23 protein-coding genes are annotated in these 24,045 nt (G+C 66.4%); 13 read left to right on the top strand and 10 right to left on the bottom strand.

Annotated elements, in window-relative coordinates:
• Positions 1-17: 17 nt before the first annotated feature.
• Positions 18-1,151: an alanine dehydrogenase gene (ald, locus tag BM197_RS09935; RefSeq protein WP_090711004.1), complete on the bottom strand. Its 1,134-nt coding sequence runs from the start codon at positions 1,149-1,151 to the stop codon at positions 18-20.
• Between the two features lie 122 nt (positions 1,152-1,273).
• Entirely contained in the window at positions 1,274-2,296 is a 1,023-nt protein-coding gene (locus BM197_RS09930) for an asparaginase (protein ID WP_090711001.1), read from the bottom strand.
• A 50-nt stretch (positions 2,297-2,346) separates the two neighbouring features.
• Here BM197_RS09930 and BM197_RS09925 point away from each other — a divergent pair, with 50 nt between their 5' ends.
• The gene (locus BM197_RS09925; RefSeq protein ID WP_090710999.1) at positions 2,347-2,817 is read left to right on the top strand and encodes an OsmC family protein; all 471 of its coding nucleotides are present in this window, start codon (positions 2,347-2,349) and stop codon (positions 2,815-2,817) included.
• Between the two features lie 18 nt (positions 2,818-2,835).
• On the opposite strand, the gene BM197_RS09920 is transcribed toward BM197_RS09925, so the two are convergent.
• Positions 2,836-3,516: a lysophospholipid acyltransferase family protein gene (locus BM197_RS09920; protein ID WP_090711222.1), complete on the bottom strand. Its 681-nt coding sequence runs from the start codon at positions 3,514-3,516 to the stop codon at positions 2,836-2,838.
• A gap of 232 nt (positions 3,517-3,748) precedes the next feature.
• On the opposite strand from BM197_RS09920, the gene BM197_RS09915 reads away from it, so the two are divergent.
• Together BM197_RS09915 and dxr are read left to right on the top strand one after the other, a co-directional pair.
• On the top strand, positions 3,749-4,726 hold the full coding sequence (locus tag BM197_RS09915) for an FKBP-type peptidyl-prolyl cis-trans isomerase (RefSeq protein WP_245762483.1): 978 nt from the start codon (positions 3,749-3,751) through the stop codon (positions 4,724-4,726).
• A gap of 39 nt (positions 4,727-4,765) precedes the next feature.
• Positions 4,766-5,851 (top strand): 1-deoxy-D-xylulose-5-phosphate reductoisomerase, encoded by a 1,086-nt coding sequence (gene dxr / locus BM197_RS09910; protein WP_090710997.1) that lies wholly within the window; start codon positions 4,766-4,768, stop codon positions 5,849-5,851.
• A 104-nt stretch (positions 5,852-5,955) separates the two neighbouring features.
• Here dxr and BM197_RS09905 read toward each other — a convergent pair whose 3' ends face one another.
• Positions 5,956-7,479: a Mur ligase family protein gene (locus BM197_RS09905; RefSeq protein ID WP_245762482.1), complete on the bottom strand. Its 1,524-nt coding sequence runs from the start codon at positions 7,477-7,479 to the stop codon at positions 5,956-5,958.
• An 84-nt stretch (positions 7,480-7,563) separates the two neighbouring features.
• Here BM197_RS09905 and BM197_RS09900 point away from each other — a divergent pair, with 84 nt between their 5' ends.
• Positions 7,564-8,892: a M50 family metallopeptidase gene (locus tag BM197_RS09900; protein ID WP_090710995.1), complete on the top strand. Its 1,329-nt coding sequence runs from the start codon at positions 7,564-7,566 to the stop codon at positions 8,890-8,892.
• A gap of 74 nt (positions 8,893-8,966) precedes the next feature.
• On the opposite strand, the gene BM197_RS09895 is transcribed toward BM197_RS09900, so the two are convergent.
• The 3 genes from BM197_RS09895 to BM197_RS09885 form a co-directional block, all read right to left on the bottom strand.
• Positions 8,967-9,239, bottom strand: coding sequence for a DUF2277 domain-containing protein (locus tag BM197_RS09895; protein ID WP_090710993.1), 273 nt, complete (start codon positions 9,237-9,239; stop codon positions 8,967-8,969).
• Positions 9,240-9,279: 40 nt separating this feature from the next.
• Positions 9,280-9,702, bottom strand: a complete 423-nt coding sequence (locus BM197_RS09890) for a VOC family protein (protein WP_090710992.1) — start codon at positions 9,700-9,702, stop codon at positions 9,280-9,282.
• A gap of 113 nt (positions 9,703-9,815) precedes the next feature.
• Positions 9,816-11,195: a pyridoxal phosphate-dependent decarboxylase family protein gene (locus BM197_RS09885; RefSeq protein WP_090710990.1), complete on the bottom strand. Its 1,380-nt coding sequence runs from the start codon at positions 11,193-11,195 to the stop codon at positions 9,816-9,818.
• 94 nt (positions 11,196-11,289) lie between these two features.
• On the opposite strand from BM197_RS09885, the gene BM197_RS09880 reads away from it, so the two are divergent.
• Both BM197_RS09880 and BM197_RS09875 read left to right on the top strand, forming a co-directional pair.
• Positions 11,290-13,332, top strand: coding sequence for a prolyl oligopeptidase family serine peptidase (locus BM197_RS09880; protein WP_090710989.1), 2,043 nt, complete (start codon positions 11,290-11,292; stop codon positions 13,330-13,332).
• Between the two features lie 251 nt (positions 13,333-13,583).
• Positions 13,584-14,369: an acetoin reductase gene (locus tag BM197_RS09875; protein ID WP_090710987.1), complete on the top strand. Its 786-nt coding sequence runs from the start codon at positions 13,584-13,586 to the stop codon at positions 14,367-14,369.
• A 442-nt stretch (positions 14,370-14,811) separates the two neighbouring features.
• Here the strand turns inward: BM197_RS09875 and BM197_RS09870 are convergent, their stop codons facing one another.
• Complete coding sequence (locus BM197_RS09870) at positions 14,812-15,996, bottom strand: acetyl-CoA C-acetyltransferase (RefSeq protein WP_090710986.1); 1,185 nt, start codon at positions 15,994-15,996, stop codon at positions 14,812-14,814.
• A gap of 356 nt (positions 15,997-16,352) precedes the next feature.
• On the opposite strand from BM197_RS09870, the gene BM197_RS09865 reads away from it, so the two are divergent.
• The 4 genes from BM197_RS09865 to ispG are packed head-to-tail and all read left to right on the top strand — an operon-like array spanning position 16,353 to position 19,219.
• Positions 16,353-17,126, top strand: a complete 774-nt coding sequence (locus BM197_RS09865; protein ID WP_090710985.1) for a CoA transferase subunit A — start codon at positions 16,353-16,355, stop codon at positions 17,124-17,126.
• 3 nt (positions 17,127-17,129) lie between these two features.
• Positions 17,130-17,771, top strand: a complete 642-nt coding sequence (locus BM197_RS09860) for a CoA transferase subunit B (protein ID WP_177216798.1) — start codon at positions 17,130-17,132, stop codon at positions 17,769-17,771.
• Between the two features lie 25 nt (positions 17,772-17,796).
• On the top strand, positions 17,797-18,060 hold the full coding sequence (locus BM197_RS09855; protein ID WP_090710984.1) for a hypothetical protein: 264 nt from the start codon (positions 17,797-17,799) through the stop codon (positions 18,058-18,060).
• Between the two features lie 4 nt (positions 18,061-18,064).
• Entirely contained in the window at positions 18,065-19,219 is a 1,155-nt protein-coding gene (ispG, locus tag BM197_RS09850) for a flavodoxin-dependent (E)-4-hydroxy-3-methylbut-2-enyl-diphosphate synthase (protein WP_177216797.1), read from the top strand.
• A gap of 20 nt (positions 19,220-19,239) precedes the next feature.
• Here the strand turns inward: ispG and BM197_RS09845 are convergent, their stop codons facing one another.
• Positions 19,240-19,803 carry a dihydrofolate reductase family protein gene (locus BM197_RS09845; protein ID WP_090710982.1) on the bottom strand — a complete coding sequence of 188 codons (564 nt, stop codon included), beginning with the start codon at positions 19,801-19,803 and terminating at the stop codon, positions 19,240-19,242.
• Positions 19,804-19,934: 131 nt separating this feature from the next.
• Between BM197_RS09845 and BM197_RS09840 the strand changes: the two genes are divergently transcribed.
• Entirely contained in the window at positions 19,935-20,450 is a 516-nt protein-coding gene (locus BM197_RS09840) for a hypothetical protein (RefSeq protein ID WP_090710981.1), read from the top strand.
• 5 nt (positions 20,451-20,455) lie between these two features.
• On the opposite strand, the gene BM197_RS09835 is transcribed toward BM197_RS09840, so the two are convergent.
• Positions 20,456-22,270, bottom strand: a complete 1,815-nt coding sequence (locus tag BM197_RS09835) for a serine/threonine-protein kinase (protein ID WP_090710980.1) — start codon at positions 22,268-22,270, stop codon at positions 20,456-20,458.
• A gap of 166 nt (positions 22,271-22,436) precedes the next feature.
• Between BM197_RS09835 and BM197_RS09830 the strand changes: the two genes are divergently transcribed.
• Both BM197_RS09830 and BM197_RS09825 read left to right on the top strand, forming a co-directional pair.
• Entirely contained in the window at positions 22,437-22,763 is a 327-nt protein-coding gene (locus BM197_RS09830; RefSeq protein WP_090710979.1) for a fibronectin type III domain-containing protein, read from the top strand.
• A 273-nt stretch (positions 22,764-23,036) separates the two neighbouring features.
• Complete coding sequence (locus BM197_RS09825) at positions 23,037-24,041, top strand: AAA family ATPase (RefSeq protein ID WP_090711214.1); 1,005 nt, start codon at positions 23,037-23,039, stop codon at positions 24,039-24,041.
• The last annotated feature ends 4 nt before the right edge of the window (positions 24,042-24,045 follow it).

Here is a 24,045-nt window from a genome sequence, read left to right as displayed (position 1 = left end):
GCTCCATGCGGGACAGGCTAGGCCCGAGTGCCGGACACAGACATCAGCGTCGAGAGGTCCTGGTGCGGGAGGCCGTGGGCGTTGGCAACGGGTTCGCTGAAGATGCCCCCAGCGTGAACGTTCAGGCCGAGGGCGAGTGCGGGATCAGCCGCGAAAGCATCCCGCCAGCCGGCATTAGCGATTGCGCGCGCATAGGGGAGTGTCGCGTTGGTCAGGGCATACGTCGACGTGTGCGGCACGGCGCCCGGCATGTTGCCGACGCAATAGAACACCGAGCCGTGGACGACGAAGGTCGGATCGGCGTGTGTGGTCGGGTGGGAGTCCTCGAAGCACCCGCCCTGGTCGACGGAGATGTCGACGAGCACGCTGCCCGGCTTCATCTTCGCGACGAGTGCGTTGCTGACGAGCTTCGGCGTCTGCGCCCCGGCGACGAGCACCGAGCCAATCACCAGGTCGGCACCCAGGAGCGAATGCTCGATCTCGAACGCGTTGCTTGCGATCGTCTTGATCCGTCCCGCGTACAGGGCGTCGAGCTCTCGAAGCCTGGCGATGTTCGTGTCGAGCACGGTGACATCGGCTCCGAGGCCGACGGCGACGGAAGCGGCGTTGGTCCCGGCGACTCCGCCGCCCAGAACGGTGACGCGGGCAGGCGAGGTCCCCGGCACTCCCGGAACGAGAAGGCCTGGCCCCCCGTTCGGCTTGAGCATGGTGTTGGCTCCGACAATGGTGGCCAAGCGGCCGGCGACCTCACTCATTGGGGCGAGCAACGGAAGTGAGCGGTTCGGCAGCTGGACTGTCTCATAGGCGATCGCCGTGATCCCCGAATTCACGAGCGCCTGGGTCAGGTCCCGCTCCGCGGCCAGGTGCAGGAAGGTGAAGAGCACGAGGTCGGACCGGAAGTAGCCAAACTCCGAGGGGATCGGCTCCTTCACCTTCAGCAGCAGTTCGGCCCGTTCCCACGTCGAACGGGCATCCGGGAGAATCGTCGCGCCAGCGGCGGCGTAGGCCTCATCGGAGATCGACGAGCCTTCCCCAGCGCCCGTCTCGAGATAGACGTCGTGTCCGTGGACGGTGAGTTCGTGGACTCCTGCCGGGGTGATGGCTACGCGGAACTCGTTGTTCTTGACCTCACGGGGAATGGCGACTCGCATGGTGCTCCTTTGTCCTGGCCGCTCCGGGTGGGAGCGGCGCACGAGGAAAGTGCCTCGCACCCCGATGGAGGTTTGACTGCACTGTCAGGTGGGCATAGCTGCCCGAGGCCAGCCTAGCGAGGTCAGGCCTGTTCAAGCAGTGGAGAGACCCGGATCTCGCCGACGGTGCGGTCGCCGCCCTGAACCGAGAGCTTCAGGTCGGGGAGCAGAGCGTCGACCGCGTCCCGATCAAGAGCGCCGGCGTCCGCGAGCAGAGTCAGGCCGACGAGGGTGGCAGCGCGGAGGCTGCCGTCCAGTATCTTGAGCGCGACGGTCGTGCCGTCGGGAGCGGCCATCACCATGACCCCTTCGGCGCCGAGCTTCGCGAAGACCCCGAGCCGGTCGATGACGAGGGTATTCGCACGCCCCGCACCGTCGAGCGCCCAGCCGTTCTCGAGAACGGCGGCGCACAGGATGCCGGCGTTGCGGTAGATCGCGAACGGCGACGTCGGCGACGACGTGCGGATGCGACCGATCCCGCGGGCGAGACCGGAGAGGGAGATCGCGTGGACGGGGGTACCGCACCCGTCGATTCCGGTGAGAACGGGGCGTTCCCCGGTGAACCGTTCGAGAACATCCCGCACCTGGACCTGCATCGGGTGGTCGTTTTCGAGGTATGTCTCGATCGGCCAGCCGTTCGTCACGCAGGCGAGAAGCATCGCCGCGTGTTTGCCTGAGCAGTTCATGTAGATGGGCGACGCCGTGCTGTTGTCCCGAACCAGCTCAATGCGGGCGGCATCGTCGGTCGGCCAGTCGGCCGGGCACTGCAGGGCGATCTCGGTGAGGCCGGCCTGGGCGAGGATGCTGCGCACAACTGAAATGTGACGCTGCGTGCCCGCGTGGCTGGCGGCTGCGAGCACGGCGGCGGCGCCACGGAGTCCGACGCCCGCATTCATCACGGCGATCGCCTGGAACGGTTTGAGGGCGGAACGGCCGAAGACCGGCGCCGCCGGGTCTCCGAGGGTACGGATCACATCCGCGTGCTGGTTGAGCACGATGGCCGAGCCGGAATGCCGTGACTCGACGAAACCGCTCCGGGTGACGATGGCGAGTTCGGCAGCGCTCGCCGAAGAGAAGGTTTCAACGAGGTCCGGTGCAGTAGTCACCGCTCAAGGGTAGCCGTCATCCGTGCGGCAGGGCGTGACAGACTGGGGCCATGTTGGGCAAGCACGAGTACACCGTCGGCCTCGAATGGCACGGAAACCGCGGCACAGGTACGAGCGGCTACCGCGACTACAGTCGCGAGCTTGTCGTTTCGGCTGTGGGGAAGCATCCGCTCGAGGGGTCGGCTGACAAACCGTTCCGAGGCGACCCGGGCAGGTGGAACCCGGAGGAGCTGCTGCTCGCTGCCCTCGCCCAGTGCCACCTACTGTCGTACCTGCACGTCGCCGTCACCGTCGGAGTCGTTGTGACCGCGTACGAGGACGACGCTCACGGCACCATGGTCGAAGACGGCAAAGGTGGTGGAGCGTTCACCGAAGTCGTCCTGCGACCGCGGGTGACGGTCGCGAACGCGTCGATGGCGGATGCTGCACGCGCGGCACACGCGCGGGCGTCTGAGCTCTGCTTCATCGCCAACTCGGTGAACTTCCCGGTGCGACACGAACCGGAGATCGTCGTCGCCTGACCGACGCGGCTCGGTGGGTCAGACGCGCTCGGGGCGCAGAACCGCGCGCTTGATCTTCTCCATGGTGTCCGCAGGCGGCGCCTCGTTGTAGGCATCCGCCCGTTCCTGGCCGGTGAGGGCGTGAATGGCGGCCATGATCTCATCGGTGGCATGACGACGCGCCTTGCCGCTCGTCGCCGGGCCGTGGGAGCTGAGGTCGAGCGGCTCACCGAAGATCACGGTGACGCGCTTGAGCTTCGGCACAGTGCTGCCGACCGGCATGAGTTCATCGGTGCCGATCAGCCCGACCGGGACGACGGGGGCGCCGGTCGAGAGGGCGAGCCAGGCGACCCCGGTACGGCCCTTGTACAAGCGACCGTCGAGCGACCGCGTGCCCTCCGGGTAGATCGCAAACGCGCTCTCGTTTTCAAGGATTCCCTTGCCGGCTTCCAGCGCCTCGGTTGCGGCGGCCCCCGCACCCCGCTCGACGGCGACAGCGCCGATCGACGTGAAGAAGGTGCGGGAAAGCCAGCCCTTTGCGCCTGTTCCGTCGAAGTAACTCGACTTGGCGAGGAACTGCACGCGACGCGGGGCGACGACGGGAATGGCGATGCTGTCGATGAACGAGAGATGGTTGCTGGCAAGGATCACCCGCCCGGACTTCGGAACGTTGGACCGGCCGAGAACGCGTGGGCGGTAGACCAGGCGAACGACGGGCATCAGCACGGCACGGCCCAGGTGGTAGACCAGACCTGGTGCTGTGGTGGCGTTCTCATCGGCGACGCCGGTTTGCGGAAATGACACAAACGAAGAGCGTAGTTCCTGACGTATTCCTCCTTGCGCATGGGGTTCGGCGCTGGCATGAGAGCGATCGTCAAGACCCTTTGCAGCTAACGACAGGGTTGGTGCGGCAGACTGGCCGTTCCGCCCCTTTTTGTGAAAGCGATTCCCTGTGCGCACTTCCCTCCCCGTCCTCGTCGCAGCCGCGGCGGCATCCACCCTCGTCCTCGTGGGGTGCGCGTCACCGGAACCGGCGCCGTCAGGGACCACGGAACCCGCAGCGCTGAGTTGCGAGGACACCCCGGGTGGATCGGCTGTCGACTCGGTGACGGTGACCGGGGACTTCGGTGCCGCGCCGGCCGTCGACTTTCCGGAACCGATGAAAGTCGATGCCACCCAGCGCGCTGTGGTGATCGAAGGCGCTGGCGACGAGGTGAAGCCGGGCGACATGGTCAACTTCGACGTGTCCATCTTCAACGGCACCAGCGGTGCAATGGTCTCCCAGACCGCATACTCCGGTGGCGGCTGGGGCGCAATCGAAGTCAACGACACCAAGTTCATCCCGGGACTGGTCCGCACCATCGAGTGCGTGAACGAAGGCTCACGCGTTGTGAGCGTCGTGCCGGCCGAAGACGGATTTGGCGACACCGGATCGCCCGATGGCGCCGTCGCTCCCGGGGACCCCCTCGTGATCGTTGCGGATGCCGTCGGCATCGTCCCCTCGACAGCCACCGGCGAACCACAGCCCCCTGTTGAGGGCATGCCGACCGTGAAGCTGGACTCCGACGGCGCTCCGACGGTCACGATTCCCGACACCGACGCGCCGGCCGAACTCAAGCTCGCCACCCTGAAGCAGGGCACAGGCGAACCCGTTCAGGAGGGCGACAGCGTCACCGTTCAGTATCAGGGCGTCAACTGGCGTACCGGTGAGGTCTTCGACCAGAGCTGGGGCAGGGGAGCAGCCACGTTCCCTACGACCGGAGTGGTCCCCGGGTTCTCTGCCGCACTCGTCGGTGCCGCCGTCGGCTCGCAGGTGCTCGCCGTCCTTCCTCCGTCTGAAGGGTACGGGGAAGCCGGCCAGCCCAGCGCGGGGATCGAAGGAACAGACACGCTCGTCTTCGTCGTGGACGTGCTCTCCACGAGCCGGTAGTCGCGGTAGCGAAACGGATGCCGCCGCTAAGCTGATCGCGTGCGACGCGTCATACTTCTCGGATCAACCGGCTCGATCGGAACCCAGGCCCTGGACGTCATCCGGGCCAACCCTCGACGCTTCGAGGTCGTGGGGTTAGCGGCGAACAGCAACCGCGAGCTGTTGCAGGCCCAGGCCGACGAGTTCCAGGTCGACGACCTCGCCGTCGGTGTGGATGAGGCCGAACGCCTGGTCCGCTCGGTCGACGCCGATGTCGTCCTCAACGGCATCACCGGGTCTGTCGGCCTCGGCCCGACCCTCGCAGCGCTGGAGACCGGCCGAACCCTGGCCCTCGCCAACAAGGAATCCCTCATCGTCGGTGGAGACCTCGTCAGCCGGATCGCCAAACCCGGCCAGATCGTCCCCGTCGACTCAGAACACTCCGCGATCGCGCAGGCGCTGCGGTCGGGAACGAAACAGGAGGTCCGCAGGCTCGTGCTCACGGCATCCGGTGGTCCGTTCCGGGGGAGCAGCAGGAAGGCGCTCACCAGGGTGACGCCGGCCGAAGCGCTCGCTCATCCGACCTGGGACATGGGACTCGTCGTCACCACCAACTCGGCGACCCTCGTCAACAAGGGGCTCGAGGTCATCGAAGCGCACCTGCTGTTCGATGTGCCGTACGAGCGCATCGATGTCGTCGTGCACCCACAGTCGATCGTGCACTCGATGGTCGAGTACGTCGACGGGTCCACGATCGCACAGGCGTCACCACCGGACATGCGGTTGCCGATCTCACTCGGCCTCGACTGGCCGGCTCGCGTCGCCGGGGTGGGCACGCCACTGGACTGGACCCGCGCCCAGAACTGGACCTTCGAGCCGCTCGACGACACGGCGTTCCCAGCGGTCGAACTGGCCAAGACGGTTGGCCGTGCAGGCGGCACGTACCCGGCGGTGTTCAACGCGGCCAACGAACAGCTCGTCGCAGCGTTCCACGCCGGGGCGATCGGGTTCCTCGACATCGTCGACACCATCTCCCGCGTCGTCGACGCGCACCGCCCGGACGGCGAGCTCACCCTCGACAGCCTCGCAGCGGCGGAGTCGTGGGCCCGCGACGAGGCGGACCGGGCGATCGCCGCTCTGCGCTGACCGCGAGTGGCATCCGCCAGTTCACGCGCTCCGGACGGGTGCACCCGGTACGCCGGGTGAACCGGTCCAGACTGAGTGAAGAGACCCCAGCAGGCCCCGACTGCTCAGACCCAGCCGGCCTCAGCGAGAGCGGCTCGCGTCTCGTCGAGTACCGAGAACGGCACCTTGACCCCGGCGACATCGCGGTAGTCCTTCTCGGCGAGCCCTGCCCAGAGGATGGTGTCAGCCGCTGTGGCCTCGCGAACGGCGACGCGGATCGCTTCTTCAGGAGCAGCGACCTCACGGATGTCCCCGGCCGGCTTGGCAGCGCGCGCCCCGGCGAGCACAGCCTCGCGGATCACGGCAGGATCCTCTGACCGGGGCTGGTGATCCGTGACGATGAGCAGGTCGCTGCCGAGTGCCGCCTCGCGGCCCATCTCCGGGCGCTTGGACTGGTCCCGGTCGCCGTTGGCGCCGGCCACCATGATGACGCGTCCGGTGGTCAGGTGCCGGACTGCCTCGAGCGTCTTGGCGAATGCCTGCGCCGTGTGTCCCGAGTCCACATAGACGGCGGGACCGCCAGGCACCGGCACCTGGACGGCGCGACCTGGCAGGGAGGCGGTGATGCCGCCGTCGCGCTGGAGTACGGCGTCGATGGCTGCGAAGGCGACCCCGGATTCGACGAGCATCGCAATGGCGAGCCCACCATTCGCAGCCATGTGCCTGCCGATCACCGGCACCCGGGTGGACAGCGCGCCGTGCTCGTCATGCTGAAGAGTGAACGCCGTGTACGACGGCTGCTCGTCGTCGATGGTGACGGTCCAGTCGGCCGTTACCCCGTCGAGCGAGGTGATGGTGATCACCGGGATCCCTGTGCGCTCCACGACAGCGGAACCGGCAGGCGTGTCGAGCGAGACCACTGCGCGGCGGGCGTGCGCCGGGGTGAAAAGCTCGAGCTTGGCCGCGAAGTAATCCTCCATGCCCGCGTAGTCGTCAAGGTGGTCCTGGCTGAGGTTCGTGAACGCCGCGACGTCGAACACCAGCCCGTCGACCCGATGCCGGGTGAGAGCGTGCGCGCTGACTTCGACGATCGCAGCGTTCACACCTGCCTCACGCATCCGGGCGATCAGGGCGTGAAGTTCGGGCGCCTCGGGCGTTGTCATGGAACTGGCCACGACCTCGGAACCGATCCGGCGCTCGGCACTCGAACTGAGCCCCGTCGAGCGGCCCAACTGGCGAAGGATCGAATCGAGGAAGTGCGCCGTCGACGTCTTGCCGTTGGTTCCGGTCATGCCGAAGAGCTGGGGTGCGTCACGGTCGGTCTGGTACAGCCAGGCGGCCATCTCGCCGACGACGACGCGCGGGGATTCAACCGTCACAAGCACAGGGACACCGGATGCCGTTGCGGCGACCAGGCCGGCGGCATCGGTGAGGATCGCGACAGCGCCACGAGCAACGGCCTCGGCGGAGAACGTCGCTCCGTGGAACCGTTCCCCCGGGACGCCGACGTAGAGGTCCCCGGGCAGAACGGCCCGGCTGTTCATCGTGATGCCGGTCAGGCTCACCGGTGGAACCTCATCGTGCAGTGCCAGACGGAACCGGGCGGCGAAGGCGTCGAGGGTCGTGGGGGAGAGGTGGGAGGGTCGCACAGCTCATATTCTCACAGCCGGATCGGAGCACCCCTCACAGCGCGCCACCAGCATCCATTCAGCGCACAGCGCTACTCTCTGGGAGTGGAATCCGCCCTGCTGTACATCCTCGGTGTCCTGATCATTCTGATCGGTGTCGCCGTGTCGATCGGCCTGCACGAAGTCGGGCACCTGGTTCCCGCCAAACTGTTCGGCGTCAAAGTCACCCAGTACATGATCGGCTTCGGCAAGACGATCTGGTCACGCAAAAAGGGCGAGACGGAGTACGGCCTCAAAGCGATCCCGCTCGGCGGCTACATCTCGATGATCGGCATGTACCCCCCGGGCAAGGACGGCGCCACCCGCAGCTCGAGCACCGGGTTCTTCCAGACTCTCGTGCAGGATGCCCGCTCAGCGAGCGCCGAGACGGTCGGGGACGGCGACGAGAACCGGACTTTTTACAACCTCCCGGTGTGGAAGCGCATCATCATCATGCTCGGCGGCCCGACCATGAACCTTCTTCTCGCGGTCGTGCTCGTCGCGATCGTGCTGATGGGCTTCGGCACGCCGCAGTCCACCCCGACGCTCGCTTCGGTGAGCCAGTGTGTGCTGCCGGCGACGAGTGAGAAGACATCGTGCGAGGCAGGCGACCCGCTCGCCCCCGGCGCCGCCGCAGGCCTCCAGCCCGGCGACACCATCCTCTCCATCGACGGTACGAAGATCGCCACATGGGCCGACGCCACCGCGATCATTCGCACCTCGTCAGGCACCGACCTGGACGTCGTCATCCTGCGGGACGGCGCCGAAACATCCGTGACGCTCACCCCGCTGCTCACCGAACGGTACACGATCGACGCATCCGGCAAGCAGGTGACGGATGCCTCGGGCAAGCCGGTCACCGAGGAGGTCGGTTTCGTGGGCATCGCGTCCCAGACCGAACTCGTGCCGGAGCCGCCGACCTCCGTTCTGCCCGCTGTGGGCGACAACATCGGCCACGTCGCCAACATGATCCTCAACCTGCCCGACCGCCTGGTCGGGGTCGCCAACGCCGCATTCGGCCCGGGCGAACGCGACCCCAACGGGCCGATCAGCGTCGTCGGCGTCGGCCGCATCGCCGGTGAAGTGGCCAGTCTCGAAGAGATCCCGGTCGCGAGCAAGGTGCAGACGATGCTCGGCATCGTCGCCTCGCTCAACGTCGCCCTGTTCGTCTTCAACCTCGTGCCGCTGCTTCCGCTCGACGGCGGCCACGTCGCGGCGGCGTTGTGGGAGTCCATCCGGCGCGGCTTCGCGAAACTGTTCAAGCGTCGTGACCCTGGGCCGGTGGACGCCGCGAAACTCATGCCGGTGACGTTCGTCGTCGTGATCGTGCTCGGAGGCATGAGCGCGCTGCTGATCTTCGCCGACATCGTCAAGCCGGTCAATCTGTTCGGCTGATCGAGTACTCCGTATGGAGTACCAGGTGAAGACGCTGAGACGGGCACAGCGCCCGCTGCTACCCTCGCTTCGCCCTACACGCGGGCGAAGCGGGCCACCGAGCGGGCGCGAGCCTTTTCTGCCTCGACTTCGCGGTCCTTCGGAGGCGCCGTCGTCACCAGGTCTTCGATGAGATGCCTGGTGATATGGGCGATCTCGGCGACCGCGTGGTCGAACACGTCGGCGTTCGCCTTCGAAGGCTTCGTCGACCCGCTGACCTTGCGGACGTACTGGAGGGCGGCTGCATGAACTTCGTCGTCCGTTGCTGCGGGTTCGAAGTTGTGAAGAGTGTGGATGTTTCGGCACATGCCAACAGGTTAATCACCGTCGGCTTGTTCGGGAAGGGTGTCAGCCCTGTGCACCTGCACCCGAGATGTTCACCAGCCAGGAAATCCCGAAACGGTCGACCAGCATTCCGAACCTGTCACCCCACGGTGCCGAAACGAGTGGCTCAATGATCGTGCCGCCCTCGCCGAGTCCGTTCCAGTAGCCCTGGAGTTCTGTTTCATCGTCGCCGCTTAGCGAGATCGAGAAGTTGGTGCCTTGCCGGTACTCCTGGCCCTCCATCAGGTCGGCGCCCATGAGGCTCAAACCGTTGGGTGTCACCAACTCGCCGTGCATGATGTTGTCTGTCTGCGCGGCATGCTCGGTCGCCTGGAAATCACCGAACGTGCTGAGGGTCAGTTCGCCGCCGAAGACGTCACGGTAGAACGTCATGGCTTCGCGAGCGTTGCCTGGGAAGTTGAGGTACGGGTTGAGTCGAGTAGGCATTGTGGTCTCCTTCGTCTGTCTGCCGGGTTTCTGGCCCTACAGTTCAGGGCCCTTGATTATGAACCGGCGAACGGTGGCAGCAGAAGTCCCCACCGTGTGTGAATTCGGCAACGTCAGGCGGCCGCGGCCATGGCCCGGCGGACCGCATCGACCGAGGCGGCGACATCCGTTGCATCCGTTGACCAGTTGCTGACCGAGATCCGCAGCACGTCACGCCCCTGCCAGCGAGAGCCGGACATCCAGACGGCGCCATCGGCGATGAGCGCCTGGGTCACGGCGCGGGTCCGCTCGTCCGTGCCGAAACTGAGGCAGACCTGGGTGAACACCACGTCGTTGAGCACCTCGACACCCGGTAGTTCGCCGAGGCCCTGTGCGAGCGCGCGGGCGTTCTCGGCCAGTTTCTCGACGAGGGCGATCGTGCCCTCCCGGCCAAGCGAACGTAGGGCAGCCCAAACCGGGATGCCGCGGGCACGGCGCGAGAATTCGGGTACGCGCTCGAAGGGGTCGCCTTGCGCGTCGTGGATGAGGTAATCGGTGTGCACGCCGAATGCAGACCGCAACAGGGCGCGGTCGGTGACGATCGCAACCCCGCAGTCGTATGGCACATTGAGGGTCTTGTGGGCGTCGGTCGCCACCGAGTCCGCCAGTTCGAGGCCGTCGACGGCCGAGGCCCACTCCGGGCTGACCGCGGCCCACAAGCCGAACGCACCGTCGACGTGCACCCAGGCGCCGTGCGAGTGGGCCAGATCGATCGCCTCCCGGAACGGGTCGAAAGCGCCCGAGTGGAGGTTCCCCGCCTGCAGGCAGAGAATCGTCGGCCCGGACACGGCATCCAGGGCGTCCGCCAGCGCATCCACCCGGATCCGGCCCTGGTCGTCTGCGGCGACCGGCGTGGGGAGCCCGAGCCCGAGGTAGCGCAGTGCCATGTCGATGGACGCATGGCTCTCCGCCCCGGCGAGCACGGATATTCGCGGTGCCCCGGAGAGCCCGTCCGCAGAAAGATCCCAGCCGACGTCGTCCAGCACCTTCTTCCTCCCGGCGGCCAGGCCGACGAAATTGGCCATGGTAGCCCCCGTCGTGAACCCGACGCCCGATGTGGCCGGAAAGCCGAGCAGGTCGAGGAGCCAATCCTCGGCTGCCTCTTCGATCGCGGCGGTCGCGGGTGTCGCGTAACGGATGCCCGTGTTCTGGTCCCAGGCGCTGACGAGCCAGTCCGATGCGAGGGCGGCGGGGAGGGTTCCGCCGATCACCCAGCCGAAGAACCGGCCGGAGGGCATCCCCATCAGCCCCGGTTCGGCGAACGTCGCGAGTTCGTCGATGACTTCGGCGGGGTCGATGCCGCTCTCCTGCAATGGCACCCGGAAATGCGCTGCGACCTCGTCGGCGGTCTCCCGCGGTGCGACCCGCCGCGTCTTTATCGACTCCAGCCACCCGAGAGAGTGCTCCCGGGCTCGATCGAGTGCCCTGCGATAGTCATCCGGCTCAGCTGTCACAGGAAGAAGGCTAGACCTTGGGGTCCCCGCCGAACAGCCCCCGCGATGGAGGCCGTCGCGGGAGAGCGCCCCGCAGCCTTCTAGGCTTGAATTCATGACCGTCGACGAACGTGACCCGTACCTCTGGCTCGAAGACGTCGACAGCGATGCGGCGCTGGACTGGGTTCGGGCGCGCAACGCCGAGACCCTCAACGGCCTGGCCGCCTCCGACGCGTTCACCGGCACCGAGCGGGCGATCCGCGAGGTCCTCGACTCCGATGCGAAACTCCCGTTCGTTCAGAAGATCGGTGAGTACTACTACAACTTCTGGACGGACGCAGCACACCAGCGCGGGCTCTGGCGTCGCACCACGCTCGCGGAATACCGCACAGCAGAGCCGGCGTGGCAGACGGTCCTCGATATCGATGCCCTTAACAAGGCCGAAGGGGAGGATTGGGTCTGGCACGGCGCGAGCGTCCTCCGCCCCGGGTACCGCAAAGCGCTGATCGACCTCTCGCACGGCGGATCGGATGCGGATGTCACGCGCGAGTTCGACCTCGAGACCCTCCGTTTCGTTCCCGAGGAAGACGGCGGTTTCTTCCGCCCGGAGGCCAAAGGCGGACTCGGCTGGATCGACGACGACACGGTATACCTATGCTCAGAACTCGGGGAAGGGTCGCTGACGAAATCCGGGTACCCGCGGATCGCCCGCCGTTGGCGCAGGGGGACACCGATCGAGTCCTCCGAGATCGTCTTCGAAGGGAACGAGTCGGATGTGTCGGTGCGCGCGTTCCGCAGCCACACACCCGGCTACATCCGCGACTTCTACTGGCGCGCACCCACCTTCTACACGTCCGAGGTGTTCGTCCTCGTCGACGGCGAACCGCAACGGATCGATGTGCCCGATTCGGCGGAGATCGGCTACTCGCGCTCCTGGCTGCTGATCGAACTCCGCGACGGCTGGACCGTCGACGAGACCACCTACCGTGCCGGTTCGCTGCTCGCCGCCGATTTCGACGGCTTCCTGGCAGGCGACCGGTCGTTCGAGGTCGTCTTCGAGCCGACGCCGACCACGTCTCTGGCCGGCGCGACCTGGACCCGTGACCACCTCGTCCTCACCGTCCTCGACGACGTGAAGAGCCGCATCCGGGTGCTCACGCCGACGGATGCCAAGTGGCGCCGCGATGAATTCCCCGGCGCCCCCGCGTTTGGGACTGTCCAGGTTTCGGCTGTCGACCCTGACGAGAACGACCTCGTCTGGGTGATCTCAACCGACTACCTCACGCCGACCACCCTGTCGATCGCGACCGTCGGCCAGGGCGGTGCACTGCCCGTCGTGCTGAAGGCCCAGCCGTCTTTTTTCGATACGGCCGGCCTCTCGATCGAGCAGTACTTCGCGATCTCCGACGACGGCACGCGGGTGCCGTACTTCGTGGTTCGCCGCACCGATGCTGCTCTGGACGGATCGACGCCGACGCTGCTGTACGGCTACGGCGGGTTCGAGATCTCGCTCACTCCCACGTACTCCGGCACGCTCGGCAGGGCCTGGCTCGAGAGCGGTGGCGCCTATGCCGTCGCGAACATCCGTGGCGGCGGTGAGTACGGTCCGACCTGGCACCAGGCCGCGTTGAAAGAGAACCGTTCCCGCGCGTACGAGGACTTCGCCGCTGTGGCCAGGGACCTCGTCGCCCGCGGCATCACCACGCCCAAGCACCTCGGAATTCAGGGCGGATCGAACGGCGGCCTGCTCACCGGCAATATGCTCACCCGATACCCGGAACTGTTCGGTGCCGTGGTCTGCCAGGTGCCGCTGCTCGACATGCGCCGCTACTCCCGCCTGCTTGCCGGGGCATCGTGGATGGCGGAGTACGGCGACCCGGACGACCCTGAGCAGTGGGCATACCTCCGCACGTTCTCGCCGTACCACCAGTTTGACCCGTCGCGCAGGTACCCGCCCGTGCTGTTCACGACCTCCACCCGTGACGATCGGGTGCACCCGGGGCACGCTCGCAAGATGGCAGCACGGATGCTCGACGCGGGGTGCGACGTGACCTACTACGAGAACATCGAAGGCGGGCACGGGGGAGCGGCCACGAACGAGCAGGCCGCCCGGATGTCGGCGCTCGCGTATCGGTTCCTCGCCGAACGCCTCGCCTGACCGCCGGCCGTCGTCGCCCACCCTGTCGCGGGTGTTTTTGCCGGGTGCGGGTGTTTTTTCACCCGCGCGACACCGGAACACCCGCGCGGGCATCCGCGCCCGGGCTCGCGGTACGGAGTTTATGCATTCGAATGGAAATAGTTCTGCTCGCAATCGGTTGTACTCAACGTGAGGGGTTGCAGCTGCGGCTCCAAACCGTCGAGCGGTGAATCGCCACAGGGGACGCACTGCCTCAAGAGCAAGGAGTAATCATGACTGTTGAGAACAAGGTCGCACTGGTCACCGGTGCAGGACAGGGAATCGGCCGCGGAATCGCACTGCGGCTCGCTCAGGACGGCTTCGATGTCGCCGTCGCCGACCTCGATTTCCAAAAGGACAAGGGTCTGGGGGTTGTCGCCGAGATCGAGGCCCTCGGCCGCAAGGCGGCATTCGTGACAGCCGACGTGTCCAAGCGCGAGGATGTCGTCGCTGCCGTCGACACCGCAGCCGAGAAGCTCGGTGGATTCGACGTCATCGTCAACAACGCAGGCATCGCGCAGGTCAAGCCGTTGCTCGATATCACCGAGGACGAGCTCAATAAGATCTTCCAGATCAACGTCAACAGCGTCGTCTGGGGCATCCAGGCAGCAGCCGCGAAGTTCGAGGAACTCGGGCACGGTGGCAAGATCATCTCAGCCGCTTCGATCGCGGCCATCCAGGGCTTCCCGATCCTGAGCGCCTACTCGGCATCGAAGTTCGCGGTTCGCGGATTCACGCAGGCCGCGGCCCAGGAGCTCGCCCCGAAGGGAATCACGGTCAACGCGTACGCTCCGGGTATCGTCGGCACGGGCATGTGGGAGCTCATCGATGCCGAGCTGAGCAAGATCAACGGCAAGCCTCTCGGCCAGAACCTCAAGGAGAACGTCGACGGGATCGCCCTCGGCCGGATCGAAACGCCTGAGGATGTCGCGAAGGTCGTCTCGTTCTTCGCCGGCCCCGACTCCGACTACGTCACCGGCCAGGTCCTGCTCGTCGACGGCGGAATGCTCTACAACTAGGCCCAGCACTGGCGTTCGCGCCAGAGCCGCCGAATCGGGTCTGCCGGCTTCCGGCAGGCCCGATTTTTTGTGCGGGGGACGTAACCGATCGACAACGAATTCACGGGCGGCGTTCACCGGTCCGAGCGGATGTGGGAGTGTCGAACGCATGGGCACGGATCGAAGGCAGCGGTGGTGGCTCGGGGCGGTCGCCCTGCTGGGCCTCGCCACAACGGGATGTACCGGTGGCGGGTTCGTCGCGTGTCCTGCCATCGGCTACATCAGCACCGTGCGGATATCGCTTACCGGCAATGCGGCGGATGTGGCGGGCCGACGGAGGCCGGCCGGATCGACGTCCCGGTGAGCTGAGCTCCGCCAGCGACGTGGTTCCAGTGACGCCAAGACACCGAATGAGGCATCATTCGGTGCTCAAGCGTCACCGGAACGAAAGCTTGCCCACCACCTAGCGCGACAGAAGCAGCGCGTCTCCCTGACCGCCACCGCCGCACAGCGCTGCTGCAGCCTTGCCTGAACCGCGGCGCGACAGTTCGAGCGCCGCGTGAAGCACAAGCCGCGCCCCCGACGCTCCGATCGGGTGGCCGAGCGCGATCGCCCCGCCGTGCACATTGACCTTGTCGCCGTCGAGTTCCAGGTCCCGCATCGACTGCACGCTCACCGCGGCGAAGGCTTCGTTGATCTCGACCAGGTCGAGCTCCGAGGCCGTCCAGCCGGACTTGCTGAGGGCATCCGCGATCGCCCGTGATGGCTGCGAGTGCAGCGAGTTGTCAGGACCGGCCACCGAGCCGGATGCTCCGACGACAGCCAGCCAGGTCAGGCCGCGTTCCTCGGCCCAGGACCGGTCAGCGAGGATCAGCGCGCAGGCGCCGTCGCTGAGCGGCGACGAATTGCCTGCGGTGATCGTGCCTTCCTTGTCGAAGGCCGGACGCAGCGCGCTGAGGGTTTCGATCGTCGAGTCCCCACGCACTCCCTCATCGCTCGTCAGCAGCGTCGGCTCTCCACGACGCGAAGGCACGCTCACCGGGGTGATCTCGTCGTCGAACAGGCCGGAGGACTGCGCGGCGGCGGCGCGCTGGTGCGAGCCGAGCGCGATCCTGTCCTGTTCCGCCCGGTTGATGCCGAGCGGCCCGTTGTGCCGCTCGGTAGACAGCCCCATCGAGTCACCGTCGAAAGCATCCGTCAGTCCGTCGAAGGCGGCCGTGTCGACCATCGTGACCTCGCCGTACTTGTAGCCTTTCCGGGATGACGGCAGCACGTGCGGTGCGTTGGTCATCGACTCCTGGCCGCCGGCGACGACGACGGATGCCTCACCGGCGCGGATGAGACGGGCGGCGTCGGTCACAGCGGCGATCCCCGACAGGCACACCTTGTTGATCGTGACGGCAGGGACTTCCCAGCCGATCCCGGCCGCGCGTGACGTCTGCCTGGCCGGGTTCTGCCCGGCCCCTGCCTGCAGCACCTGGCCGAAGATCACCGCGTCGACGTCTGATGCGTCGACGCCCGATCGCTCGAGCGCCGCCTTGAGGGCGATCGCCCCGAGCTCGACCGCGCTGAAACTCGCAAGCTGGCCGAGCAAACGACCCTGCGGCGTGCGGGCTCCGGCCAGGATGACCACATCATTCGGACTCATGGAAGGACTCCTTCGTCGTTTCGCCGCGCTTCATCGCGCGGAATCCTCGTCTTAGCTTGACACGGATTTCGGCCAGTGTTCCCCTGCCGAAATCGAGAGCGTGCTCTACGTCGACTCCACACGAGGTTCAACGAGGTGGTCTTCCTGGCTCGGCGACATCCGCGCGTGGGGCGGGGTGATGTTGTGCCACGCTGCCCCACGAAGACTCATGGACGACCCGATAGGTTTGTACTCACGAGAGGCCGTCACGAGGTGGTCCTCGCTGCTGCCGGCATTACACGCGTTAGCTCGGTGATCCTGGCAGAACAGAGCCGCTTTTTGGCGGCAAACGCAGCAACGGAGGTGCGACGGTGACAATGGACAAGACAGTGGCGAGCGCAGCTGAGGCGGTGGCGGACATCGCGAGCGGATCGTCGATCGCCGTCGGCGGTTTCGGCTTGTGCGGGAACCCCATGACCCTCATCGAGGCGTTGCTTGAGAAAGGCAGCGACGAGCTGTCGATCGTCAGCAACAACTGCGGCGTCGACGACTGGGGACTCGGGGTGCTGCTGGCGAACCGCCGGATCCGCAAGATGACCTCCTCCTACGTCGGTGAGAACAAGGAGTTCGAGCGCCAGTTCCTCTCGGGCGAACTCGAGGTCGAACTGACGCCCCAGGGCACGCTCGCCGAGAAACTGCGGGCGGGCGGGTCAGGGATCGCGGCCTTCTTCACCCAGACCGGGGTGGGCACTCAGGTTGCGGAGGGCGGGCTGCCGCGGCGTTACGACGGTTCCGGCGGGGTCGCGATCGCTTCACCGCCCAAGGACGTCCGCAACTTCCCCGTGCGCGGCGAGGAGAAACCCTTTGTCCTCGAAGAAGCCATTTCGACCGACTTCGCCCTCATCCACGCCGAACGCGGCGACCGCCACGGCAACCTCGTCTTCAACAAATCCGCCCGCAACTTCTCCCCGCTGGCTGCGATGGCCGGCCGGATCTGCATCGCGCAGGTGGAAGAGCTCGTCGAGCCCGGAGAGATCGACCCGGATGCCGTTCACCTGCCCGGGGTCTTCGTGCACCGGGTCCTCTACGTCGGTCCGGACATCGAGAAACGCATCGAACGTCGCACCGTTCGCTCCACGGAAGGCAGCTGAACCATGGCACTCACCCGCAACGAAATGGCCGCCCGCGCCGCTCTGGAACTGGCCGACGGCGCCTACGTCAACCTGGGTATCGGCCTGCCCACCCTGGTGCCGAACTATGTGCCGGACGGGGTGACGGTCACACTCCAGTCGGAGAACGGCATCCTCGGTGTCGGCCCATACCCGACGGAGGATGCAGTCGATCCCGACCTCATCAACGCGGGGAAAGAAACGGTCACAACGCTGCCAGGAACGGCCTTCTTCGATTCAGCACTGAGCTTCGCGATGATCCGCGGCGGCAAGATCGACGCCGCCATCCTCGGCGCCATGCAGGTTTCCGCCACCGGCGACCTCGCCAACTGGATGATCCCCGGCAAGGTCGTGAAGGGTCCAGGAGGCGCGATGGACCTCGTCCACGGCGCAGGCCGCGTCATCGTGCTGATGGAGCACGTCGCGAAGGACGGATCGGCGAAGATCGTCAACGAGTGCTCACTGCCACTCACCGGCCGTGCCGTCGTCGACCGCATCATCACCGACCTGGCCGTCATCGACGTCACCCCTGACGGGCTCGTGCTCGTCGAAGTGGCCCCCGGGGTGAGCGTGGACGAGGTCATCGCCGCCACTGAGCCACCGCTCAAGGTCGCCGTCGGCGTCTGATCGCACACCGACGAAGGAGTCCAGAATGGCAACACTGCTCCCGGGCATCACGGCGAGAACGGTCAAGATGCCGAGGCCCGCCGCCAACATTCTCGAACGCGAGAATACGGGGGACGGACAGGTGCTCGAGCGCTACCAGGACAACGGTTGCGAGGTTCGCGAGGTGCTCTTCGACGGGTGTGGTCACTCTCCGCACCTTGCGCGCCCGGCTGAGTTCCGCGACGCGCTCCTCGCCCGGATCACCGGGGTGAGCGGTCGGCTGCCGTACAGGACGCCCGGCGTAGGATGATCCTGTGCCAGCAGTAAATTTGGGAATGCCCAAGGTCCCCGAGACCCTCGCTCCGCGACGTAAGTCGCGCCAGATCAAGGTAGGCAAAGTCCTCGTCGGTGGCGACGCGCCAGTGAGCGTCCAGTCGATGACCACGACGCCGACTCCGAACATCAACGCGACCCTCCAGCAGATCGCCGAACTGACGGCATCAGGCTGCGACATCGTTCGTGTGGCCGTGCCCAGCCGGGACGACGCCGAAGCGCTGCCGATCATCGCAAAGAAGAGCCAGATCCCGGTCATCGCCGACATCCACTTCCAGCCGAATTACGTCTACGCGGCCATCGACGCCGGTTGCGCGGCGGTACGGGTCAACCCCGGCAACATCCGCAAGTTCGACGACCAGGTCGCAGAGATCGCCCGTCGCGCCAAGGCCGCAGACGTGTCGATCCGCATCGGTGTCAACGCCGGCTCCCTCGACCCGCGCCTGCTGCAGAAGTACGGTAAGGCAACGCCTGAGGCGCTCGTCGAAAGCGCCGTCTGGGAGGCGAGCCTGTTCGAGGAGCACGACTTCCATGACTTCAAGATCTCGGTCAAGCACAATGACCCGATCGTCATGGTCAAGGCCTACCGGCTCCTCGCCGAACGCGGCGACTGGCCGCTCCACCTCGGGGTCACCGAGGCGGGTCCCGCCTTCCAGGGCACGATCAAGAGTGCGACGGCCTTTGGCATCCTGCTCTCAGAAGGCATCGGAGACACGATCCGGGTCTCGCTCAGCGCACCGCCCGCCGAAGAGATCAAGGTCGGCCTTCAGATCCTGCAATCGTTGAACCTGCGTGAGCGCAAGCTCGAGATCGTGTCGTGCCCGAGCTGCGGCCGGGCCCAGGTCGATGTGTACAAGCTCGCCAACGATGTGACCGATGGCCTGGAAGGGATGACCGTCCCGCTCCGCGTCGCCGTCATGGGATGTGTCGTCAACGGACCGGGCGAGGCGCGCGAGGCGGACCTCGGTGTCGCGTCCGGGAACGGCAAGGGCCAGATCTTCGTCAAGGGCGAGGTCATCAAGACCGTTCCCGAGTCGGAGATCGTTGCGACGCTCATCGAAGAGGCAAACCGCATCGCCGCAGAGATGCCCGCGAGCGAGACCTCGGTCGGCGCGCCGGTTGTCAGCGTCAGCTGAGGCGGGCTGTTCGGCGGCGGTTAGCGCCTGACGCGGTAGCGGAGATAGACGACCTTCGATGGGAAGGTGCGGGACTCGAGGAGTTCGAGATCCACCCGCCGCTCGCTCTGGGGAAAGAACGGCAGGCCACCGCCGACGAGCACGGGGTACACCTTGGGGCGATACTCGTCGATCAGGTCCAATGCGGCCGCTTCGGCAGCGAGGGTCGCGCCGCCAATCGCGATGTCGCCCGTTCCCGGTTGGGCCCTCAACCGCTCGATCTCCTCGGCCAGGGAGCCGGATGCCAGGCGGGCATTGCTCTTCACGTCGGTCAGTGCTGTGGAGAACACCACTTTGGGGAGTGGATTCCAGAGCTCGGTCCACACGCGTTCTGAGTCGCTGAGCGACGGATCCTGGGCGGCAGTCTCCCAGTAGAGCATCGACTCGTAGAGTCGCCGCCCAAGCAGATGGACGCCGACACCGCGTATCTGGTCAATCGCAAATTGAAAGAGCTCGTCATCCGGGTCCGCCCAGTTGAAGCCGCCGTCGGGCCCGACGATGTAGCCGTCAAGCGAAACGCCCATCGAATAAGTCACCCTGCGCATCAGGTTCTTCCTCCGCAACGGTCCCACGGTACCCCGATCGCCAGACCCCTCGTGAGGAATCCCCGAAAGTGCTTCACTGGGCATACCACATAACTGAGCAAAACTCACGCTGCTCACGAAGGAGGAGCATCATGGAAACGGCGACGTATCTCGGTACCGACATTGCGGGGCTGATGCACGCGGCACGCGCTGAAGCCCGGCGCATCATGGATGAGAACAAAGGCGACGTGATCAGCGATCACAAAGCCATCCTCGACCGGCTGGAAGCAAGCGACCTCATCACCGATGAGGAAGTGCGAACGCTGATGGAGCTGTACAAACTCGGGTACGAGGCAGGCGAGCCGAAAGGCGACGCCGAACGGGCGTACTTCTCCTCGCGTGACATCTACGACAGGATGGCCGCCAGCGGCAAGGCCAGCCCTGTCGCATTGGTCGTGGCGTCGGCAGCAGTCGGGTCGTTCGAGATCTCGGAGGGATCAGGCGGATCAACCACCGTCACGATCGCCCGGGTGAGCTACGGTTCCAGTCTCGCCGGCATCGGCGCCGGGATCGGTTCGCTCCTTGGCGGACCGGCCGGCGGTGTGTTGGGCGGGGCGATCGGAGGTCTCGTCGGCGGAATCGTGGACGACAAGAAGGGCAAGAAGTAAGGGCTTCAGAGTTCCGTGCTGCTGAGCACATCGGTTGCAGCGATCTTGAGCAGGCCGCCTTCGTCCACCAGCCGGTAGGACGTCACCTCCTTCACCACGCGCCCATCGCGGAAGAAGTAGGTGAGCGTCGCCTGTGCCCGGTCGGGCGCCGATGCGCTGACATCGGCGATTTCGACGTCGGCGATGTTCCCCCAGAACGCCTCGTAGGCGCGTCGGCCACCGGCATGGTTCTCCTGGTAGTCGGCGCTCATCATCGGCCATGCGCCGTCGATATCGCCCGGCAGCATCGCGTAGTAGCCGGAGACCGTCTCGACAGCCCGCTGTTCGGGCGTCGGCGGAACCGGCTCAGGCGTCGCCGACGGCTGCGCGGACGCGGGCGGCGAAGTGGGGGAGGGGGCGGTCGACGGCGAAGCGGCCTGCGATGGGGGTGCCGGGCTGCCCGTCGTTGGGGTCGGGGTGGGGCTGATCGCGGGTTCCGCAGCGTCGCCGGCACCAGGCTGGAGCGGATTGAAAAGCAGAATCGCTCCGACAAGGAGGGCAGCCACTACAACCATGATGCCGGCGATCACACCCGTCCGGCGACGCCACCTGTTCGGCCTCACCGGCGGGGTTTCCGTATGAGGTATAACGTGTGCGGGTTCCGCATCCGTCGTCACCCGGGGAAGGACTGCCGGTGCCCCCAATCGCTCCGTCGTGCCGGTGGGTGGTTCGTAGCGGGTGGGACGGTCGACGGGAACCGTCGGCACGGTGGGGTCGTGCACCGCGGTCGCGGCATCCGCGATCCGTTCGGTTCCGGCATCCTCGATGCGTTCGGTGTCGGCGCCCTCGATGCGTTCAGTTCCGACATCGTCGATGCGCTCGGTCTCAACGTCGTCGAAGACCTCGGTCCGCACGCCCTCGAGGTCCACGCCCTCGGGGTCCACGCCCTCGGGGTCCGCTGGCGCGGGGGCGTCCGGCGACGAATCCGGATCGACGGCTACCGCCGCAGGCGGGACCCGGATGTCGTCGTGCAACGCCGTCAACGACTCGACGACCGATGTCATGCTCGGCCGGCGTTTCGGATCAGCCGCGAGCATCTCCCGCAGTAACGGCGCAAGCGGACCAGCGTGCTCAGGCGGCGAGTACTCGCCCCGGGCCACCTTGTGGAGCAGCGCGATAGCGTTCTTGTCCGAACCGAACGGCGGTGCACCCTCGAGCATCGTGTAGAGAGTCGAGCCGAAAGAAAAGACGTCGGACGCGAAGCTCGTCGGCAGGCCCCGCGCCACCTCGGGCGCGAGGTATGCGGGAGTGCCGTGCATCATTCCCGTCGCGGTGATCGTCGCATCGCCGAGCGCGTGGGAGATGCCGAAGTCGCTGATCATCGCCGAGCCGTCCGCCGTGATGAGGATGTTCCCCGGCTTGACGTCCCGATGCACGATCCGCAGCTTGTGGGCCGCTGCCAGGGCCGAGCCCACCTGCGCCCCGGTCCGCGCCGTCTCGGACGGGGTTAGCGTGCCGTGCTCGCGCAGCAAGGTCGACAGCGGCGTGGACTCGATGAGCTGCATCACGATGCACGGCTGGCCGTCGTGCTCGACGACGTCGAACACCGTAACGGCGTGGGGATGATGAAGCCCGGCAGTGATCCGTGCTTCCCGCATCGCCCGATCAGTTGCCAACTGACGTTCGGCATCCGTCAACTCGAGTTGGGTGCGCAGCATCTTCAGCGCGACATCGCGGTGCAGGCGCTCGTCCCAGGCATGCCAGACGATTCCCATTCCGCCCGCGCCGAGCATCGCCATCAGCCGGTAGCGATCGGCGACGAGGGTGGACGGAGTACTCATGCAACGCGCTCCTTCGCAAACTACGAGAGAACGATACGCCCGCTGTTGGCGATCCCTCGTGGGCTTGCGTCACCGCTCCCGGTGTGGAATGGCGCCTGTTCCGGCGGGGTTTGCGAGCGTACGCAGGCCTGCGATGTCGGCGACACGACCACGAAGGGCGGAAGACATGCACAAGCGACTGCTGGGCCAGGGACTCGAGGTCTCGGCGATCGGTCTGGGGGCGGCGCCGTCGAACGCGGTAACTCCGACCGCAATCGCGGTGACGGTACTCGGGGCGTCCACGAATGTGACCGCCACGGTCGCGAACCGGTCCGCCGTCACTCTCACGCGGACGGCGCCACCGAACGGCGGTAGCGCGATCACGGGCTATCGGATCACGCCATACATCGGTACGGTCGCGCAGACCCTGGTCTCCGGGACACCGCCGGGCGGTCGATCAAGGGCTCGCGACGGTTCGGCGCACCCACCCCGACGTGGTCGGGCGCCTCGGTGAACAGCTCGCGGTCGACGTCGTCGCCAAGCCTCGAGCGAGGGGAAGCGCTGAGACGGGGCAGTCTGCCCGACGAGGAGCCGGTAGCGGCGATGGAGGAGCTTCTACTGCTCGTAGATTTTCTGCTGGCAACAGCCGGCCGGGTGCTCGCCTGAATCCGGTGTATCGAACGGTGCAAATTCCCAGCAGGGTGGCGGATTCCGTCGATTAGACTGACCGAACCGTGGGCGGCAACGACGCTCCCGCGCGACTTCTGGAGAGAAGCCCGCCGTGACACTGACAGCAGAACCCAGCACGCCGGTCCAGCCGACCGAGTTGGCGCGTGCCCACGACATCCTCACCACGATCGTCCGTGCGTACGGCGCGAAGGTCGTCGGGCAGTCGAGCCTCCGAACCAGCCTTCTCGTTGCCATGATGACCGGCGGGCACGTGTTGCTGGAGAGCGTGCCCGGCCTTGCCAAGACCACGGCCGCCGAGGCAATCGCCGAAGCCGTCCAGGCCCGGTTCAAGCGCATCCAGTGCACGCCGGACCTCCTGCCGTCCGACATCATCGGAACGCAGATCTTCGACCCGGCGACCGGGCGCTTCGACACCCAGCTCGGGCCGGTCCACGCGAACTTCGTGCTGCTTGATGAGATCAACCGGTCGAGCGCGAAAACCCAGTCGGCGATGCTCGAGGCGATGCAGGAGCGCCAGACCTCCATCGGCGGCGTGAACTACCCGCTTCCGCAGCCGTTCCTGGTGCTGGCGACGCAGAACCCGATCGAGCAGGAGGGCACGTATCACCTGCCCGAAGCACAGCTCGACCGGTTCCTCATCAAGGAGAACCTCGATTATCCAAGCCTCACCGACGAGGCGGAGATCGTGCGCAGGGTCAATTCGGGCATCTACGACGATGCGGCCCCTGCACTCGCCTCCGCATCCATCGACGACGTGCTGTTTCTCCAGTCGCTCGTACGGAGGGTGTATCTCGACCCGTCGATCCTGAACTACATCGTCCAGGCCGTTTTCGTCTCCCGGAACGCCGAACAGTACCTTTCCCCAGACCTCGCGGCATACATCCAGTACGGCGCGAGCCCCCGCGCATCGATCGCCTTCAGCGCTGTCGCGCGCGCCCTTGCCCTGCTCAACGGACGTGACCATGTCATCCCGGAGGACGTCAAATTCTTCCGGCACCAGGTGCTCCGGCACCGGCTGATCCTGGGCTTCGAGGCAGCCGCAGATAACGTGGAACCTGAAACAATCATCGACGCGATCTTCGCGGCGATCTCCGTTCCCTAGGACG

Origin of the sequence: Mycetocola miduiensis, assembly GCF_900115155.1 — a bacterium.
Lineage (GTDB): Bacteria > Actinomycetota > Actinomycetes > Actinomycetales > Microbacteriaceae > Mycetocola_A > Mycetocola_A miduiensis.
Note: the sequence above shows the minus strand (reverse complement) of the source record. Positions and strands in the feature narration are given on the sequence as shown.